Source organism: Massilia sp. CT11-137 (genome assembly GCF_047302885.1).
Lineage (GTDB): Bacteria > Pseudomonadota > Gammaproteobacteria > Burkholderiales > Burkholderiaceae_D > Telluria > Telluria orientalis.
The window spans coordinates 439,853-454,083 of record NZ_JBKYMP010000001.1 but is presented as its reverse complement, the minus strand read 5'-3'; the positions used below and the strand labels follow the sequence as shown (position 1 = coordinate 454,083).

Annotated in this window: 15 protein-coding genes; 6 read left to right on the top strand and 9 right to left on the bottom strand. The window is 67.1% G+C overall.

Annotated features, from left to right (window positions below):
- The first annotated feature begins 5 nt into the window (after positions 1–5).
- Positions 6–1,034, top strand: coding sequence for a hypothetical protein (locus ACEN98_RS02120; RefSeq protein ID WP_413381054.1), 1,029 nt, complete (start codon positions 6–8; stop codon positions 1,032–1,034).
- Here ACEN98_RS02120 and ACEN98_RS02115 read toward each other — a convergent pair whose 3' ends face one another.
- Positions 1,035–2,048 carry a zinc-binding alcohol dehydrogenase family protein gene (locus ACEN98_RS02115; RefSeq protein ID WP_413381052.1) on the bottom strand — a complete coding sequence of 338 codons (1,014 nt, stop codon included), beginning with the start codon at positions 2,046–2,048 and terminating at the stop codon, positions 1,035–1,037. It abuts the gene before it with no gap.
- Between the two features lie 97 nt (positions 2,049–2,145).
- On the opposite strand from ACEN98_RS02115, the gene ACEN98_RS02110 reads away from it, so the two are divergent.
- Positions 2,146–3,045, top strand: coding sequence for a LysR family transcriptional regulator (locus tag ACEN98_RS02110; RefSeq protein WP_413381050.1), 900 nt, complete (start codon positions 2,146–2,148; stop codon positions 3,043–3,045).
- Between the two features lie 126 nt (positions 3,046–3,171).
- On the opposite strand, the gene ACEN98_RS02105 is transcribed toward ACEN98_RS02110, so the two are convergent.
- Both ACEN98_RS02105 and ACEN98_RS02100 read right to left on the bottom strand, forming a co-directional pair.
- Positions 3,172–4,359: a thiolase family protein gene (locus ACEN98_RS02105; RefSeq protein WP_413381048.1), complete on the bottom strand. Its 1,188-nt coding sequence runs from the start codon at positions 4,357–4,359 to the stop codon at positions 3,172–3,174.
- A gap of 97 nt (positions 4,360–4,456) precedes the next feature.
- Positions 4,457–4,900 carry a MarR family winged helix-turn-helix transcriptional regulator gene (locus ACEN98_RS02100; RefSeq protein WP_036233287.1) on the bottom strand — a complete coding sequence of 148 codons (444 nt, stop codon included), beginning with the start codon at positions 4,898–4,900 and terminating at the stop codon, positions 4,457–4,459.
- A gap of 130 nt (positions 4,901–5,030) precedes the next feature.
- Here ACEN98_RS02100 and ACEN98_RS02095 point away from each other — a divergent pair, with 130 nt between their 5' ends.
- The gene (locus ACEN98_RS02095; protein WP_413381046.1) at positions 5,031–5,573 is read left to right on the top strand and encodes a PaaI family thioesterase; all 543 of its coding nucleotides are present in this window, start codon (positions 5,031–5,033) and stop codon (positions 5,571–5,573) included.
- 180 nt (positions 5,574–5,753) lie between these two features.
- Here ACEN98_RS02095 and ACEN98_RS02090 read toward each other — a convergent pair whose 3' ends face one another.
- Positions 5,754–6,176 (bottom strand): MarR family winged helix-turn-helix transcriptional regulator, encoded by a 423-nt coding sequence (locus ACEN98_RS02090; protein ID WP_413381044.1) that lies wholly within the window; start codon positions 6,174–6,176, stop codon positions 5,754–5,756.
- Positions 6,177–6,224: 48 nt separating this feature from the next.
- Positions 6,225–7,133 carry a LysR substrate-binding domain-containing protein gene (locus tag ACEN98_RS02085; protein WP_413381042.1) on the bottom strand — a complete coding sequence of 303 codons (909 nt, stop codon included), beginning with the start codon at positions 7,131–7,133 and terminating at the stop codon, positions 6,225–6,227.
- Between the two features lie 113 nt (positions 7,134–7,246).
- On the opposite strand from ACEN98_RS02085, the gene ACEN98_RS02080 reads away from it, so the two are divergent.
- Complete coding sequence (locus tag ACEN98_RS02080; RefSeq protein WP_413381040.1) at positions 7,247–7,846, top strand: FMN-dependent NADH-azoreductase; 600 nt, start codon at positions 7,247–7,249, stop codon at positions 7,844–7,846.
- Between the two features lie 16 nt (positions 7,847–7,862).
- On the opposite strand, the gene ACEN98_RS02075 is transcribed toward ACEN98_RS02080, so the two are convergent.
- Positions 7,863–8,657, bottom strand: coding sequence for an SDR family NAD(P)-dependent oxidoreductase (locus tag ACEN98_RS02075; protein ID WP_413381038.1), 795 nt, complete (start codon positions 8,655–8,657; stop codon positions 7,863–7,865).
- Between the two features lie 11 nt (positions 8,658–8,668).
- Positions 8,669–9,253, bottom strand: coding sequence for an ester cyclase (locus ACEN98_RS02070; protein WP_413385939.1), 585 nt, complete (start codon positions 9,251–9,253; stop codon positions 8,669–8,671).
- Between the two features lie 32 nt (positions 9,254–9,285).
- On the opposite strand from ACEN98_RS02070, the gene ACEN98_RS02065 reads away from it, so the two are divergent.
- Positions 9,286–10,188, top strand: coding sequence for a LysR family transcriptional regulator (locus ACEN98_RS02065; protein ID WP_413381036.1), 903 nt, complete (start codon positions 9,286–9,288; stop codon positions 10,186–10,188).
- A 110-nt stretch (positions 10,189–10,298) separates the two neighbouring features.
- On the opposite strand, the gene ACEN98_RS02060 is transcribed toward ACEN98_RS02065, so the two are convergent.
- A complete protein-coding gene (locus ACEN98_RS02060) occupies positions 10,299–11,255 on the bottom strand; it encodes a S66 peptidase family protein (protein ID WP_413381034.1) in 957 nt (318 codons plus the stop codon).
- Between the two features lie 37 nt (positions 11,256–11,292).
- Here ACEN98_RS02060 and ACEN98_RS02055 point away from each other — a divergent pair, with 37 nt between their 5' ends.
- The gene (locus tag ACEN98_RS02055; protein ID WP_413381032.1) at positions 11,293–11,463 is read left to right on the top strand and encodes a hypothetical protein; all 171 of its coding nucleotides are present in this window, start codon (positions 11,293–11,295) and stop codon (positions 11,461–11,463) included.
- Here ACEN98_RS02055 and ACEN98_RS02050 read toward each other — a convergent pair.
- Positions 11,444–14,206 (bottom strand): TonB-dependent receptor, encoded by a 2,763-nt coding sequence (locus ACEN98_RS02050; RefSeq protein ID WP_413381030.1) that lies wholly within the window; start codon positions 14,204–14,206, stop codon positions 11,444–11,446. The two genes, ACEN98_RS02055 and ACEN98_RS02050, sit on opposite strands and share 20 nt — an antisense overlap.
- Positions 14,207–14,231 lie beyond the last annotated feature (25 nt).

Genomic DNA, 14,231 nt, shown 5'->3' with positions numbered 1-14,231 from the left:
CCTAAATGAAAACCGCCCTGCCTCTCCTCCTGGCTGCCTGCCTTGCACAGGCGGCCCACGCCGACGACTGCCAGGTCGGCAAACTTCTCCCGGCACCCAACGACCAGTCCGTACACTGGACGGGCCCCTGCAACAACGGCTATGCGGAAGGCAAGGGCGTGCTCGAATGGACGACGAAGGACGGCACCACGCGCCGCATCGAAGGCACGCTCGCACACGGCGCCGTCAGCGGCGAAGCGAAGCTGAAGGCAGGCGACAAATTCACATACATCGGCTCGCTGACCGACGGCGTGCCGGATGGCGAGGGTTACCTGCACTTTGCCAGCGAGCTGCGCTACGAAGGCGGCCTCAAGATGATGCGGCGCGAGGGCAAGGGCGTGCAGATCTATCCGAACGGCGATACCTACCAGGGCGAATTCCACGCCGACCGGCCGAACGGCCAGGGGCGTCTCACGTACGCGCTCGGCGGCATGGTCGAAGGCGAGTTCCGCGACGGCCGTCCAGTCGATGGCGACCGCATCACGTATGCGGGCAGCGGCCGCGTCGGCACGCTCGATGTTGGCGCCCGCAACGGGGCGCTGGCCCGTCCCAAGCCCGAGAACACGTTCCAGCAGCACCAGGCCGAGCCGGACACGGGCACGCTTCTGGCGAAGACGGACGTGCGCTCGCCGCTGCCGACCAACGTCGGCTGGGATGGCCTCACTCCCGAACAGAAGGATATCGTCCGCAATGGTTATCCGGCGCTGGAACCTGGCGACGATCCGCCGTATCCGCTGAACGGCACCGTCGAATTCAACCGGCTCGCGGTGGCCGTCGCCGGCAAGTACGGCGCCCGCGGCCTGCTGCGCCTGCACGTGCTGGTCGGCGCGGACGGCAAGGCGAAGGAGGTGCGCAAGGTGGGCAGCTTCGACGACGACGTGATCCGCTACATCGCCAGCGCCGCGATGGCCATGCGCTACAAGCCCGCCGTGTGCCACGGGCAGCCGTGCGAGATGGTCTATCCGATTTCGATGGAATTTACGCGGCGCTTGTAATCAGAATCCCGCCAGCACGATCTTGCCCTGCGCGCGGTTCGACTCGATCAGCGCGTGCGCCCGCTTGAGGTTCGCCGCATCGATGCGTCCAAAATTCTCGTTGGCCGTCGAGTGGATCGTGCCCGCGTCGATCAGGTCCGCCACGCGATTCAAAATCTCGTGCTGGCGGATCATGTCCGGCGTCGAGAACAGCGCGCGCGTAAACATCAGTTCCCAGTGCAGCGACACGGCCTTGCGCTTGAACTTGCGGACGTCGATCGGGGCCGGGTCGTCGATCAGCCCGAATTTGCCCTGCGGCGCGATAATCTCGACGATCTGGTCGAAGTGCTGCTCCGTGTGCGTGAGGCTGATCACGTAGTCCGGCGCGCCCAGGCCCGCACGCTGGATCTCGTCGGTGAGCGGCCTGCCGTGGTCGATCACGTGGTGGGCGCCGTGCTTCAGCACCCAGTCGCGCGTCTCCGCACGCGATGCCGTGCCGACGACCGTCAGGCGGGTCAGCTGGCGCGCCAGCTGCACGAGGATCGAGCCGACGCCGCCCGCCGCGCCGATCACCAATAACGTCTTGCCTTCGCCGCGCTCGTCGGTCGGCACGTCGAGACGGTCGAACAGCAGCTCCCACGCCGTGAGGCTCGTCAGCGGCAGCGCGGCGGCGGCGCCGAAGTCCAGCGACTGCGGCATCCTGCCGGCGATGCGCTCATCGACCAGTTGCAGCTCGCTGTTGCTGCCGGCGCGGGCGATGGAGCCGGCGTACCAGACGCGGTCGCCCGGACGGAACAGCGTCACGTCCGGCCCGACGGCCTTCACGATGCCGGCGGCATCCCAGCCCAGCACTTTCCACTCGCCGTCGGCCGGTTTGGCGCCGGCGCGCACCTTCACGTCGACGGGGTTCACGGACACGGCCCGCACCTCGACGAGCAGGTCGTGGCCGGCCGCGACCGGGTCCGGCAGGGTGATGTCGACGAGGGCATCGGCGTGAGCGATGGGCAGGTTGTCCTGGTAGGCAATGGCTTTCATGGTGGCTCCTTGGTGATCGATGGTTGTCATTCTGGGCGCTTCGATCTTTTTGATAAACTGCGCAATCAAGAAATCACTTTCAAAGTTTGTTTGAAAAATGAATCTGCGCGACCTCGAACTGTTCGTCACCACGGCCGAGCAAGGCGGCCTCTCCGCGGCCGCGCGCGTGCTGGATGTATCGCCTGCCGTCGCCAGCGCGAGCCTGAAGCGGCTGGAGGCGGATCTCGGTATGGCGCTGTTCGTGCGCACGACGCGCAGCATGCGCCTGACGGTGGCCGGCGAACGCCTGCTGGCCCGCTGCCGCCCGCTGCTCGACGGCCTGCGCGACGCCGAGGCGGAGGTACGTGCGGGAGAAAACACGATCGAGGGACAATTGCAGATCTCGATGCCGTCCGACCTCGGCCGCCACGTCGTGCTGCCGTGGCTGAACGCGTTCCAGGAACGGCATCCGGCCGTGCGCCTGCGGCTGCAGCTGACGGACCGGCTGGCCGATATTTATCGCGAGCCCGTCGACATCGCGCTCCGCTTCGGCAAGCCGAGAGAGTCCAGCATGGTGGCGCTGCCGCTGCTGGAAACGAACCGCCGCGTGCTGTGCGCGTCGCCTGCATATCTGGCGCGGCACGGCGCGCCGGCGTCGCCGCATGACCTATCCGCGCACAACTGCCTGTGCTTCATGCTGGAGGAGTCGGTCAACGACCGCTGGCGCTTCTACAAGGACGGTGCCGAGATCGAGGTGACGGTGCGCGGCGACCGCGTGGCCGACGATTCCGAGATCGTGCGGCGCTGGGCACTGGCTGGCCTGGGGCTGTGCTACCGCTCGCGCATCGACGTGCAGGCCGATCTCGCAAGCGGTGCGCTACATACCGTGTGCGCGGACTGGGAGGGCAACAACCAGCCGCTGTACATGGTGCTGGCGAACCGGCGGCAGGTGTCGCCGGCCGTCAGGGTGCTCAGGGAGTTTCTGGTGGAGCGGATGCGGGAGATGGTGGCGGCGTAATCCGTCGCCCCCGCGCGGGCGGGGGCCCAGGTTCTGCATGCGTCAACGTAACGCTTGAAAATTGGATCCCCGCCTGCGCGGGGACGACGTCGTTTTACGTTCGCGTATTGTTTAGCGTCCGCGTGTTCATGCGATCTGCTCCAGCGCCAGCGCAATCCCCTGCCCGCCCCCGATGCACAGCGTGACGACGCCACGCCGCGCCAGCCCGCGCCGCATCGCATGCAGCAGCCGCACCGTCAGCACGGCCCCCGTTGCGCCGATCGGGTGACCGTGCGCCACCGCGCCCCCTTCGACATTGATGACGTCTTCCGCCAGCGACAGCTTTCTCGCCACCGCCAGCGGCACGGCGGCGAACGCCTCGTTGATTTCGTAGCGGTCGACGTCGCCGACGTTCCACCCCGCGCGCGCAAGGGCTTTCTGCACGGCCGGTACGGGACCGAGGCCGAACATGCCCGGCTCCACGGCCGCCACGCCCGAGGCGACGAGGCGCGCGATAGGCTGCAGGCCCAGGCGCTCGGCCGTCGCGCGGTTGGCGACGATGACGGCGGCCGCGCCGCTGTTCAGGCCCGGCGCGTTACCGGCCGTGATCGTGCCGTTCGGGCGGAACGCCGGCTTCAGTTTCGCCAGCGTCTCCAAGGTGGTGTCCGGGCGGTTCGCTTCGTCCGTGTCGAACAGCTGCACGCCGCGCTTGCCCGCGATCTCGATCGCCACGATTTCATCCTTGAACGCACCGGCCGCCTGGGCTTCCGAGAAGCGGCGCTGCGAACGCTCGGCCCAGCGGTCCTGCGCGGCGCGGGTGAGGTCCACGTCCTTCACGAGATCCTCCGTGTGCCAGCCCGAGTGCTGGGCGGAGAACGCGTCGTTCAGGCCGTCGTGCAGCAGGCTGTCGTAGATCTGCGCATGGCCCATGCGCGCGCCCCAGCGGGCCTGCGGCATCAGGTACGGCGCCTGGTCCATGTTTTCCATGCCGCCGGCCAGCACGACGCTGGATTCGCCGGCCAGGATCTCGTGCGCGGCCGACGCGATGGCCTGCGCACCCGAGCCGCACACGCGGTTCAGCGTCATCGCGGGCACGCTCACGGGAATGCCGCCGTGGACTGCGGCCTGGCGCGCCGGGTTCATGCGGTTGCCCGCCTGGACCACGTTGCCCATCAGGACGGCGTCGATGGCGTCCGGAGCGATGCCCGCGCGCTCGACGGCGGCGCGCACGGCGGCCGCGCCCAGTTCGACGGCGGGGATGGATTTCAGGGAACCGTTGAACGCGCCGATGGCGGTACGCACGGGGGCACACAGGACGATGTCGCGGGCAGACATGATGACTCCTTTCGGGTTGGATGGCGGGATCGTGCAAATAGGAGTATATACACGTATTTTGAAAGGCGCATGACGCGCGGCCTGCCGGCGAGCGGATTTATTTGACTTCGGGCTCGTGTATGCCCGTCTCGACGACGGCGCGCAGCAGCATGCGCAGTTCGAGTGCGCGTTCGCTGCCGAAGTTCTGTTCGAAGGTCTGCTGGGCGCGGCGCCACAGCGGCAGCACGGCTTTCACCTTGGCCTTGCCGGCCGGCGTGAGGACGATCACGCGCTCACGCTTGTCGTGCTCGCTGGGACCGGTCGTCACGAGGGCATCGCGCTCGAGCGGCTTGAGGTTGCGGGTGAGGGTCGTGCGGTCCATGACCAGTTCGGCGGACATCTGGTTGACCGTCATCGGCCCGAGCCCCAGCAGCTTGTACAGGATGGAGAACTGCGTGACGCGCAGGCCGGCCTCGCTCAGCACCTGGTCGTACACGCCGGTGATGTAACGCGACGCCTGGCGCAGGGCGAGGCAGTTGCACAGGGGGTCGTTCGATGTCATGTACGGTATTCCATTGCCGGGATGGCGTTAGTGCCGTCCCTCTAGCGAGTATAACCCCGGGGACGCCGGAACCCGTGCATAATCCACCGGAGCCTTGCATATACACCCAATCACACGACAGGAGGATCGCATGGAGACGCAGCCGACGGTGGCACAACAATGGGAAGAACAGCTGCGCGCGGTGCGTGCGCGCATCGAGCAGGGCGGCGGACGTCCCGGCGTGGTGCCGGCGCAGGAAGCGCGCGGGATGACGGGCCTGGCCATCATGGAAGCGCTGCTCGACGGCCGCTTCCCGTATGCGCACATCGCCGAGACGCTCGACTTCTTCCTCGTCGAGGTCGAGAAGGGCAAGGCCACGTTCCAGGGCACGCCGCAGGCAAAACACCTGAATCCGATGGGGACCGTGCACGGTGGCTGGTACGCGACCCTGCTCGACTCGGCCGTCGGCTGCGCCGTGCAGACCGCGCTCGAACCGGGATACGCCTACACGACAGCGGAACTGAGCGTGAACCTCGTGCGCGGCGCGCGGCTCGACGGCGGGCCGCTGCGCGCGATCGGCACGGTGCTCCATTGCGGCCGCCAGCTCGCGACGGCAGAAGGGCGGATCGTCGATGCGCAGGGCCGGCTGTATGCGCATGCGACGACGACCTGTTTGGTATTCGAAGCCCGGTAGGGTGGGCTCGCCGTGCCCGCGCGTGACGTGTGCGCCATGCCGGCGTCCGCGTGGGCACGTTCGTATGCGAGGCCCCCGGCCTCACATACCCCACCCTACGATTCATGCCGTCGATTTCTCGACGGCGTCGCGGGTCGGATCAGCGGCGAGCATACGCACATATCGGTGCAAAATGTTTTGCTACGGTGCCAGCGTCGACAGCGATTGACGCAATTCCCCGGCCGGCCCTGCGCCGAACTTGCTCTCGAACTCCGCCTGCGCCGTCTGCCACACGGGCATCGCTTGCGCCAGCCTGGCGCGGCCCGCATCGGTGAGGCGCACGACGTTGCGGCGCGCGTCGTCCTCATGCGGTCCGATGGCCACGAGGCCGTCGCGGGCCAAAGGCTGCAGCGCGCGGATCACGCTCGTACGCTCCATTACCATCGCCTCGGCGAGATCCTTCATCGAGCCCTCTTTGACCTCGTCGATGTAGACCAGGATCGAGAACTGCGTGCTCGTCAGGTTCACGCGCGACAGGTGGTCTTCATACATCTTCGTCACCAGACGCGCCGCCTTGCGGGAGGCGAAGCAGTTGCAGGCAATGAGTCGTTCGGAAGCAGTCATGGTCATAGTGTTATGTGCGTACGCACATGTGTCAAGCGTTTTCAAAAATTATCCGCTCATGACGGCATCCATGTGCGCCTTCAGCATGTCGACGAACACACGCGTGCGCGCCGGCATCAGGCGCCGTCCCGGCATCACGCACCAGAGGCTGGCCGTCGGCAGCGACCAGTCGGGCAGGACGCGGCGCAGGCGGCCGTTGCCGATCCAGTCGCGCAGGGCGGCGTCGGCCGGCAGCGCGGCGATGCCCGCGCCGCGGTACGCCATTTCGCGTTGCAACCGGGGCGAATTGCATACCAGCGGTCCCTGCACGACCTGCTCCCAGCGCTCGTCGCCGCGCGCCAGCACCCACGGCAGCGTCGTACCGTCGTGTCCGGTGTAGGCAAGACAGGCATGCTCGACAAGGTCATCGGGCGTCGCCGGTGTGCCGTGTTCGGCCAGGTAATCCGGGCTGGCAAACAAACCCTGGCCCACGTCGAACAGCTTGCGCGCGACGAGCGTCGCATCGTCGGGCAGGTGCTGGGCGGCGCGCACGGCCACGTCGAAACGTTCGCTCAGGAGGTCCACGCGGCGCGGGGACAGGTCGATGCGCAGCCGGACGTCCGGATAGCGCGCCTGGAACGCCTGGCAGAAGGCGGCGAAGTCGGATTCGATGAGGTCGGCCGGCATCGACACGCGCAATTCGCCGCGCGGCGTTTCCTGCCGGTGCTGGGCCAGCGCCGCGACTTCTTCCGTTTCGTCGACGAGGCGGCGCGCATGCTCCAGGATGCGCTCGCCGAACGCCGTGATCGCCACGCGCCGCGTGCTGCGCACGAACAGCTTTTCGCCCAGCGCTTCTTCCAGCAGGGTCAGGCGGCGCGACAGCGTCGACTTCGGCAGGTCGGCCCGTTCGGCCGCCTGCGAAAAACTGCCCGCGTCGACGACCCGCACGAACAGGATCAGATCGTTTGCATCCACCATGGCCCAGACTCCCGTCCCATAAATGGAACAATGATATCCGGAAACCCGGCTTAATCCCGTCGAAGAGTCTCAATAGAATGTTCTCCATCGACCCAACACTTCTGGAGAACACGATGAACATCCTGCAAATCAACGGTAGCGCCCGTGTCAACGGTTCGAACTCCACCCGCGTCGCCGACGCGATCACGGCGCGCCTGAAAGCACGTCATCCGGAAGCGACGGTCGAGCTGCGCGACCTGGCGCGCGACCCGCACCCCGTGCTGGACGAAGCCGCGCTGTCCGCGCTGTTCACGCCCGCCGAACAACGCACGCCGGAGCAAAGCGCCCGCGTGGCGCTGGACGATGCGCTGATCGCACAGCTGAAAAACGCCGACGTGATCGTGCTGGGCGTGCCGATGTATAACTTCAGCGTGTCCGTGCAAATTAAATCGTGGATCGACGCCGTTGCCCGCGCCGGCCAGACCTTCCGCTACACGGCGAACGGTCCGGAAGGCCTTGTCACCGGCAAGAAGGTCTACGTGGGCCTGGCCAGAGGCGGCATCTACCGCGATACGGAGCGCGACTCGCAGGTGCCGTACCTGAAGGGCGTGCTGGGCCTGATGGGCATGACGGACGTCGAGTTCATCTACGCCGAAGGCGTGAACATGGGCGAGGACCGCGCCAGCGCCGCCTTCGACGAAGTCGCCACGCAGATCGACGACGTGGTCGCGTAAAGGTCGGGGCGCGAGACTAAGCGATCGTGTCGACCACCCCGCCATCCACCCGCAGCGCCGCGCCCGTCGTGGCCGAGGCCTGCGGCGAGCACACGTAGACGATCATGTTCGCCACCTCGTCCACGCTCGCCGCGCGGCGCAGGATGGAGCTGGGGCGGTGCGTGCGCACGAAGTCCGTCGCCGCCTGCTCGACCGACGTATCGGCTTCTTTCGCCGCCCCTTCCAGCATGGCGCGCACGCCTTCCGACAGGGTCGGCCCCGGCAGCACCGCGTTGACGGTGACGCCGCTGCCGGCCGCCAGCTTCGCCAGCCCGCGCGATATCGCCAGCTGCGCCGTCTTCGTCATCCCGTAGTGAATCATGTCGGCCGGGATGTTCAGCCCCGATTCCGACGAGATGAACACGACGCGGCCCCAGTCCCGTTCCAGCATCCCCTTCAGGTAGTGCCGCGCGAGGCGCACGCCCGACATCACGTTCAGCTGGAAAAAATGCTCCCACGTGGCGTCGTCGATCTCGAAGAAATCCTGCGGCCCGTACGTGCCCGCGTTGTTGACGAGGATGTCCACGTGCGGCTCGGCGTTGAATAGCGCCGCGGCGCCTTCCGCCGTCGCAAGGTCGGCGGCGACGCCACGCAATTGCGCGCCCGGCACCCGCGCCAGCACGGCCGCGCGGGCACGTTCGAGCGCATCCACGGAGCGCCCATTGAGGATGACGGTGGCGCCCGCGTCGGCGAGCCCGATGGCGGTCGCCAGGCCGATGCCTGCGGTGGAGGCGGAAACGAGTGCGGTCTTGCCGGTCAAATCGATGTGCATGATGGTCCCTTTCAACGGGCGACGAGGCCCAGTTGCTGCATCAGTGTGAGGTTGTCTTCGATGTGCCAGTTGTCGGCGATCTTCCCGTCCGCGATGCGATAGATGTCGGTGGCAATGAAGTCGATCGCTTGCCCCTGCCCCTGTCTGTCAGCCCACCGTCCCGTGAAATGGCCGTGGAAGCGATAGTGCACGGTGACGCGGTCGCCCGCAACGATCAGTTGTAGCAGGTCGGCCTGCAGATCGGGTATCGCCGTGCGCACGAACCTGGAGGCGGCCAGCGGCCCCGGCACGCCTTGCGCGCGGCCCGGCGGCAGCGTGCGGTCCGTGAAATCGGCTGCGAGCGCGGCGCGGGCAAAGCGTTCGTCGCCAGTGTGCCAGAACGTGGCGTAATGGCGCGCCGCCCGCATGTCCGCGTCACGCTGCGCCGGCGGCAGCGACCGGTCGACGATGACTTGCCGGGCGCTGACGAGTTGTTCGTCCGCGCAGGCCGGCAGCGCCACCAGCACGGCGGCGAGGATAGTAAAAGCTTTCATGGTGATGCTCCTGGTGTCGATGAGCCCATCATAGATTTCACGCTGATCGAAAAATAGCGGCAGAATACGAAATCATTGTTTCCAAAAAGCGCAAGATGGACACGCTCGCCAACAACTTCCCTGCCCTCGTCGCATTCGCGCGAATCGTCTCGGCCGGCAGCCTGTCCGCCGCCGCGCGCGAGCTGGACGTGCCCGTGTCCGTCGTCAGCAAGCGCCTGTCCTTGCTGGAAGCGAGCCTGGGCACGCGCCTCCTGCAGCGCACGACGCGGCGCCAGACGCTGACGGACGAAGGTCGGCTGTTCCACGCGCGCGTGCTGCGCATCCTGGACGAAGTCGAGCAGGCCGAAGCCCTGCTCGCGCAGCGCCGCGACGGCGTGCACGGCCTGTTGCGCATCACGGCGCCGGGCGAATTCGGGCGGCGCTGGCTGGCGCCGATCGCGGCCGCGTTCCAGGAGCTGCATCCACAGGTGACCATCCAGCTCGAGCTGACTGACGCCGTCGTCGACCTGCTGGACAGCGGTCATGACCTCGGCATCCGCTACGGCGCGCTGGAAGCATCCTCGCTCGTCGCGCGCGCGCTGGCGCCGAACTACCGCGTGCTGTGCGCGTCGCCGGCGTACCTGCAGCGCCACGGCGAACCGCGCACGCCGGCCGAACTGGCGGGCCACCGCTGCATCGTGATCGGCGATCAACGCCGCACGGACTGGAAATTCGACGGCGACGAGACGGCGCCCGTGCGCGTGGATGCCGCCTTCCTCACGAACGACGGCGGCGCCGCGCAGCAGCTGGCGCTGGCCGGCAGCGGCATCGCGCTGAAATCGATCTGGGACGTGGGGGATGACCTGGCAGCCGGGCGTTTGCGGCGTGTGCTTCCGAACCACGCGATGGCGGCGGCGCCGCTGCATGCGGTGTATCCGCACCAGCGGAATCTGGCGCCAAGGGTGCGGGTGTTCGTGGAGTATCTGAAGGAGCGGTTGCAGGAGGCGTGGCGGTGGTAAGCACGAGCCGCTACGTTGAAACGTCGTTCCCGCGAAGGCGGGAACCCAAGTTGCTGGCGCTGCGATAACGCATACAAGATTGGGCCCCCGCCTCCGCGGGGCGACGGGCTTCAGCTAACGGCTGCCTCCAGCAACGTCACCGTCCGCGCCTCCGTATCCAGCCGGCCCCGGATCCCGACCGGCATCGTGAACTGGTTGCGGATATGCCCGAACGAATACCCCGTCACCGCCGGCACGCGCAGCGGCTGCAGGTGCACGTCGAGGGTCTCGTCCAAGGTCAGCGACGGCCCGTCGCCCTGCGGTCCGCAGTTCTCGCAGATGCCGATCATGACGCCGGCAGCTTTATCAAAACCGACGGCGAGGTCGAGCTGCGTCATCCAGCGGTCGATGCGGTACGGCTCCTCGTTCACCTCTTCGAGGAACAGCAGGCCGCCCGTGAAATCCGCCGCGTACGGCGTGCCCGCGAGCGCGCTCGCGAGCGACAGATTGCCCCCGATGAGCGGGCCCTCGGCGACGCCTTCGTGCACGGTGCGCGTCGCATACCACGGCTCTTCCAGCGCGCGGCGGTCGTTCTCCGCCGACATCGGGATCGTGTAGGCGTCTCTCGGCTCCGTCAGCACGGCCAGCAGGTGCTCCGTCGAATAGGCCGACGGCGTGCTCGATGCGACCGGGCCGTGGAACGTCACGAGGCCCGCGTGGCGGTGGATGGCGAGGTGCAGCGCGGTGATATCGGAGTAGCCCAGCAGGACCTTCGGATGGGTGCGGATCAGGCGGTAGTCCAGGTGCCGCAGCAGCGAGATGCAGCCGGACCCGCCGCGGATCGCCCAGATGGCTTTCACGTCGGAATCGCGGAACATCGCGTGCAGGTCGGCGATGCGCGCCGCGACCGTGCCGCCGTAATTGCCCCACACGTCGCGCAGGTACGTGCCCAGCTTGACGCGGAAGCCCAGCGCCTCAATGTGCTGGACCGCCTTCTCGATGGCGGCGTCGCTCGTGTAGCCGCCCGGCGCGACGAGGCCGACGACGTCGCCGCGGCGCAGGCGCGGTGGTTTGATCAGTGGTGTCATGGTTTTCGATGCGGACCACGCAGGCGCAGGAAGAGACGTGAAGCGCAGCAACAATGCCGCCGCCATCATCTGGTTGAATCTGCGCCTGCCGTTCATGGTGGGTTCAAGTAAAACGGCCCGCGCCGCGGAAGCTTGTGGCTTCCATGGTCGCGGGCCGCAGGTCGTGCCAAGGATACTGGCGCTACCGGTTAGAAGAAGCGGTACTTGACGTCGAAGCTCAGCGAGCGGCCGCGCGGGTCGGCCACGCGCGGATCCCAGCCGGCGCCCACGACTTCGTCCACGTTGTGCGCCGTGAACGGCGGGTCGCGGTCGAACAGGTTCTGGATGCCGACGGTGATCGTCGTGTTTTTCAAGCCCGTGTACGTCGTGGACAGGCCCCACGTCGTGTAGCTGGCGACGTGCGGATTGAAGCCCGCCGGCGGCGTGCCCTTGCCGCCGTTCGGCACCTGGTCCTTGTAGCCGTCGCGGTACAGGTTACTGAGCAGGAAGCTCCATGCGCCCTTGTTCACGCTGAACGTGGCGTTGTGCTTCCAGCGCAGGTAAATGTCGCGCGTATAAAAATTGCCGACGTATTCGACGTACGGCTGGCCTTCGAACTCGGCGAACTGGTAGCTCTGCGTCCAGGTGCCGTCGAGGGTCGCGTTCCAGCGCCAGCCGTCCGGCAGGTTGCCGCGGCCGCGCAGGCCCACGTCGGCGCCGCGCGTCTTGAGGCCGGCCGCGTTGATCCAGCCCGCGTCGACGTAATCGATGGTACCGTCCGCATTGCGGTGGATGTACTCGCCCAGCGCAGCCGCATTGGCCAGCACCACTTGCGGCGTGCGGTTCAGGATGCGGTCCTTGACGTTGATCGCCCAGTAGTCAACTGACATCGAGAAGTTCGCGTTCGGCTCGACGATGAAGCCCAGGGTGCCCTGCTTGGACGTCTCCGGACGCAGGTTCGGGTTGCCGCCGCTGAAGTAGTTCAGGCGCTCGATCGCGCAGTAGCGCGGGTCGCCCTGGTGGGACGCGCAGCCGACCGGGTCGGACACGCCGTTCGGCAGTTCCTGGTCCAGGCGGCCCGAATACAGCTGGGCGAAGCTCGGCGCCAGGAAACCCTTGTTGGCCGAACCGCGCAGCATCAGCCAGCTCGTGGGGCGGTAGCTGAACGCGATCTTCGGATTCGTCGTTGCGCCGATCAGGCTGTAGTCGTCGCGGCGCAGCGCCAGCTGCAGTTCCAGGTTCTTCATGACCGGAACCACGAGCTCGGTGTAGATCGCCTTGACGTTGCGGTTGACCGTGTCCTGGTTCGCGTTACCCGGCGCCAGCAGGATCTTGGTCGCGTCGACGTCCTGCGCGAAGCCATAGCCCTCGCGGCGCAGGTCGGTGCCGATCGCGCCCTGCAGCGGGCCGGCCGGCAGTTGCCAGATCTCGCCCGAGATGGAGGCGTTGAACTGCGTGAGCGTCGTCTTGCCGTGCTGGAGGCGGCCGTAGAATTTGGTGCCTTCCAGCGCCTGCATCGCGGCGGCGCTCTGGCCCTGCGACGGCGCGGCGAACGGGTTCACGACGCCGCTGCCCAGCACTTGGTACAGCGCGCTCGTGTAGGCATAGCCGTCGACGAGGTCCGTCTTGGTGTGGCTCTCGCTGTGCGACAAGTCGATCTTGTAGTCCCACTTGCCGGCCAGGAGACCCTCGGCGCCCGTCATCAGGCGCACGGTGTCGGTCGTGTAGTTCTGCGTGCGGTTACCCAGCGGCCAGGCGCGCCATTTGTAGATGATCGGCTTGGTCTTGTCGAACGAAGCGATGTACGGCGACAGGTCCTGGTAGTACGGCCCCCCCACCGGATACGCGTTGCCGTTCGCGAGCGACGTGGAGATCTGCGCCGGCGTCAGGATCGCCAGCGAATTCGTATGCGCGGCGACGGCTTCGGCGAACACGCGGTGGTCCGGGTTGACCTGGAACGTGGCGCGGGCGACGCCGTTCGTGCGCTCCGTCGGCAACTGCATCACGTAGTCGCCGCCGTAGTCGTAGGCGCAGGAATAGGTCGAGCGCAGCGGCGACGTCACGTCCTTCCACAGCGCCGTCGCGTACTGGTTCATGCCCTGCACGCTGTCGCACTTGCCCTGCAGGGAGAGGAGACCCGCCTGCAGGTATTTGTTCGGATCGCCCGGCATCTGGAAGTTCGAGCCCAGCGCGGTGCCGGCGCCCGTCAGCTGGTTGGCGACCGGGGTGCCGGTGGTGTCCGGCGACAGGCCGCGCGCCGGCTGGTAGCCGTTGGCGAACGAGCGCTGGTGCGAATCGAGTTCGTTGTTCCGGTCGTAGCCGACGGCCACCATGACGTTGAAGCGGTCGGTGTCCAGGTTGCCGTGACCGGCCACGACCTGCAGCCGGCGGGTGGCGCCGCCGCCGTGCTCCGTCCAGTTGCCGGTGGCATTCGCCTGCAGGCCTTCGAAATTCGTCTTGAGGATGAAGTTGATGACGCCGCCGACGGCGTCCGTGCCATAGATCGCGGACGCACCATCCTTCAGCACTTCGATACGGGCGACGGCCGCCAGCGGGATCGTGTTCAGGTCGACCGCCTTGCCGGACAGGCCGTAGCCGGAAATGCGGCGGCCGTTGATCAGCACGAGGGTGCCGGTCGGGCCCAGGCCGCGCAGCGATGCGAACGAGCCGCCGCCGCTGACGCGGTCGGCATCCGCACCGAACACGTTATTACCTGAAGTCATATTGTCCGCGCCCGTGCCGTTGGCCGAAATCAGGCGCATCAGCTGTTCCGCGTTCGTGACGCCCTGCTTGTCCAGCTGGTCCATCGTGATCGTCTGCACCGGCAGCGCGCCTTCGGTGGCGATGCGCTTGATGCTGGAACCCGTGATCTCGACGCGCGCGATCGGCTTGTCCGTTTGCGCTTGCTGCGCGACGGCCGGGGCTGCGGTACCGATCACGGCGATCATGGTCGCTAGCTTCTTTAACTTCACGTGGCTCTCCTTGATGCACGATGAC

Excerpts from the sequence above, each read along its gene's own strand:
- ACEN98_RS02105 (WP_413381048.1), bottom strand. The coding sequence starts at position 4,359 with ATGTCTGCCCGCGACATCGTCCTGTGTGCCCCCGTGCGTACCGCCATC.
- ACEN98_RS02065 (WP_413381036.1), top strand. The coding sequence starts at position 9,286 with ATGGACACGCTCGCCAACAACTTCCCTGCCCTCGTCGCATTCGCGCGA.
- ACEN98_RS02080 (WP_413381040.1), top strand. The coding sequence starts at position 7,247 with ATGAACATCCTGCAAATCAACGGTAGCGCCCGTGTCAACGGTTCGAAC.
- ACEN98_RS02120 (WP_413381054.1), top strand. The coding sequence starts at position 6 with ATGAAAACCGCCCTGCCTCTCCTCCTGGCTGCCTGCCTTGCACAGGCG.
- ACEN98_RS02100 (WP_036233287.1), bottom strand. The coding sequence starts at position 4,900 with ATGACATCGAACGACCCCCTGTGCAACTGCCTCGCCCTGCGCCAGGCG.
- ACEN98_RS02060 (WP_413381034.1), bottom strand. The coding sequence starts at position 11,255 with ATGACACCACTGATCAAACCACCGCGCCTGCGCCGCGGCGACGTCGTC.
- ACEN98_RS02085 (WP_413381042.1), bottom strand. The coding sequence starts at position 7,133 with ATGGTGGATGCAAACGATCTGATCCTGTTCGTGCGGGTCGTCGACGCG.
- ACEN98_RS02115 (WP_413381052.1), bottom strand. The coding sequence starts at position 2,048 with ATGAAAGCCATTGCCTACCAGGACAACCTGCCCATCGCTCACGCCGAT.
- ACEN98_RS02095 (WP_413381046.1), top strand. The coding sequence starts at position 5,031 with ATGGAGACGCAGCCGACGGTGGCACAACAATGGGAAGAACAGCTGCGC.
- ACEN98_RS02075 (WP_413381038.1), bottom strand. The coding sequence starts at position 8,657 with ATGCACATCGATTTGACCGGCAAGACCGCACTCGTTTCCGCCTCCACC.
- ACEN98_RS02090 (WP_413381044.1), bottom strand. The coding sequence starts at position 6,176 with ATGACTGCTTCCGAACGACTCATTGCCTGCAACTGCTTCGCCTCCCGC.
- ACEN98_RS02110 (WP_413381050.1), top strand. The coding sequence starts at position 2,146 with ATGAATCTGCGCGACCTCGAACTGTTCGTCACCACGGCCGAGCAAGGC.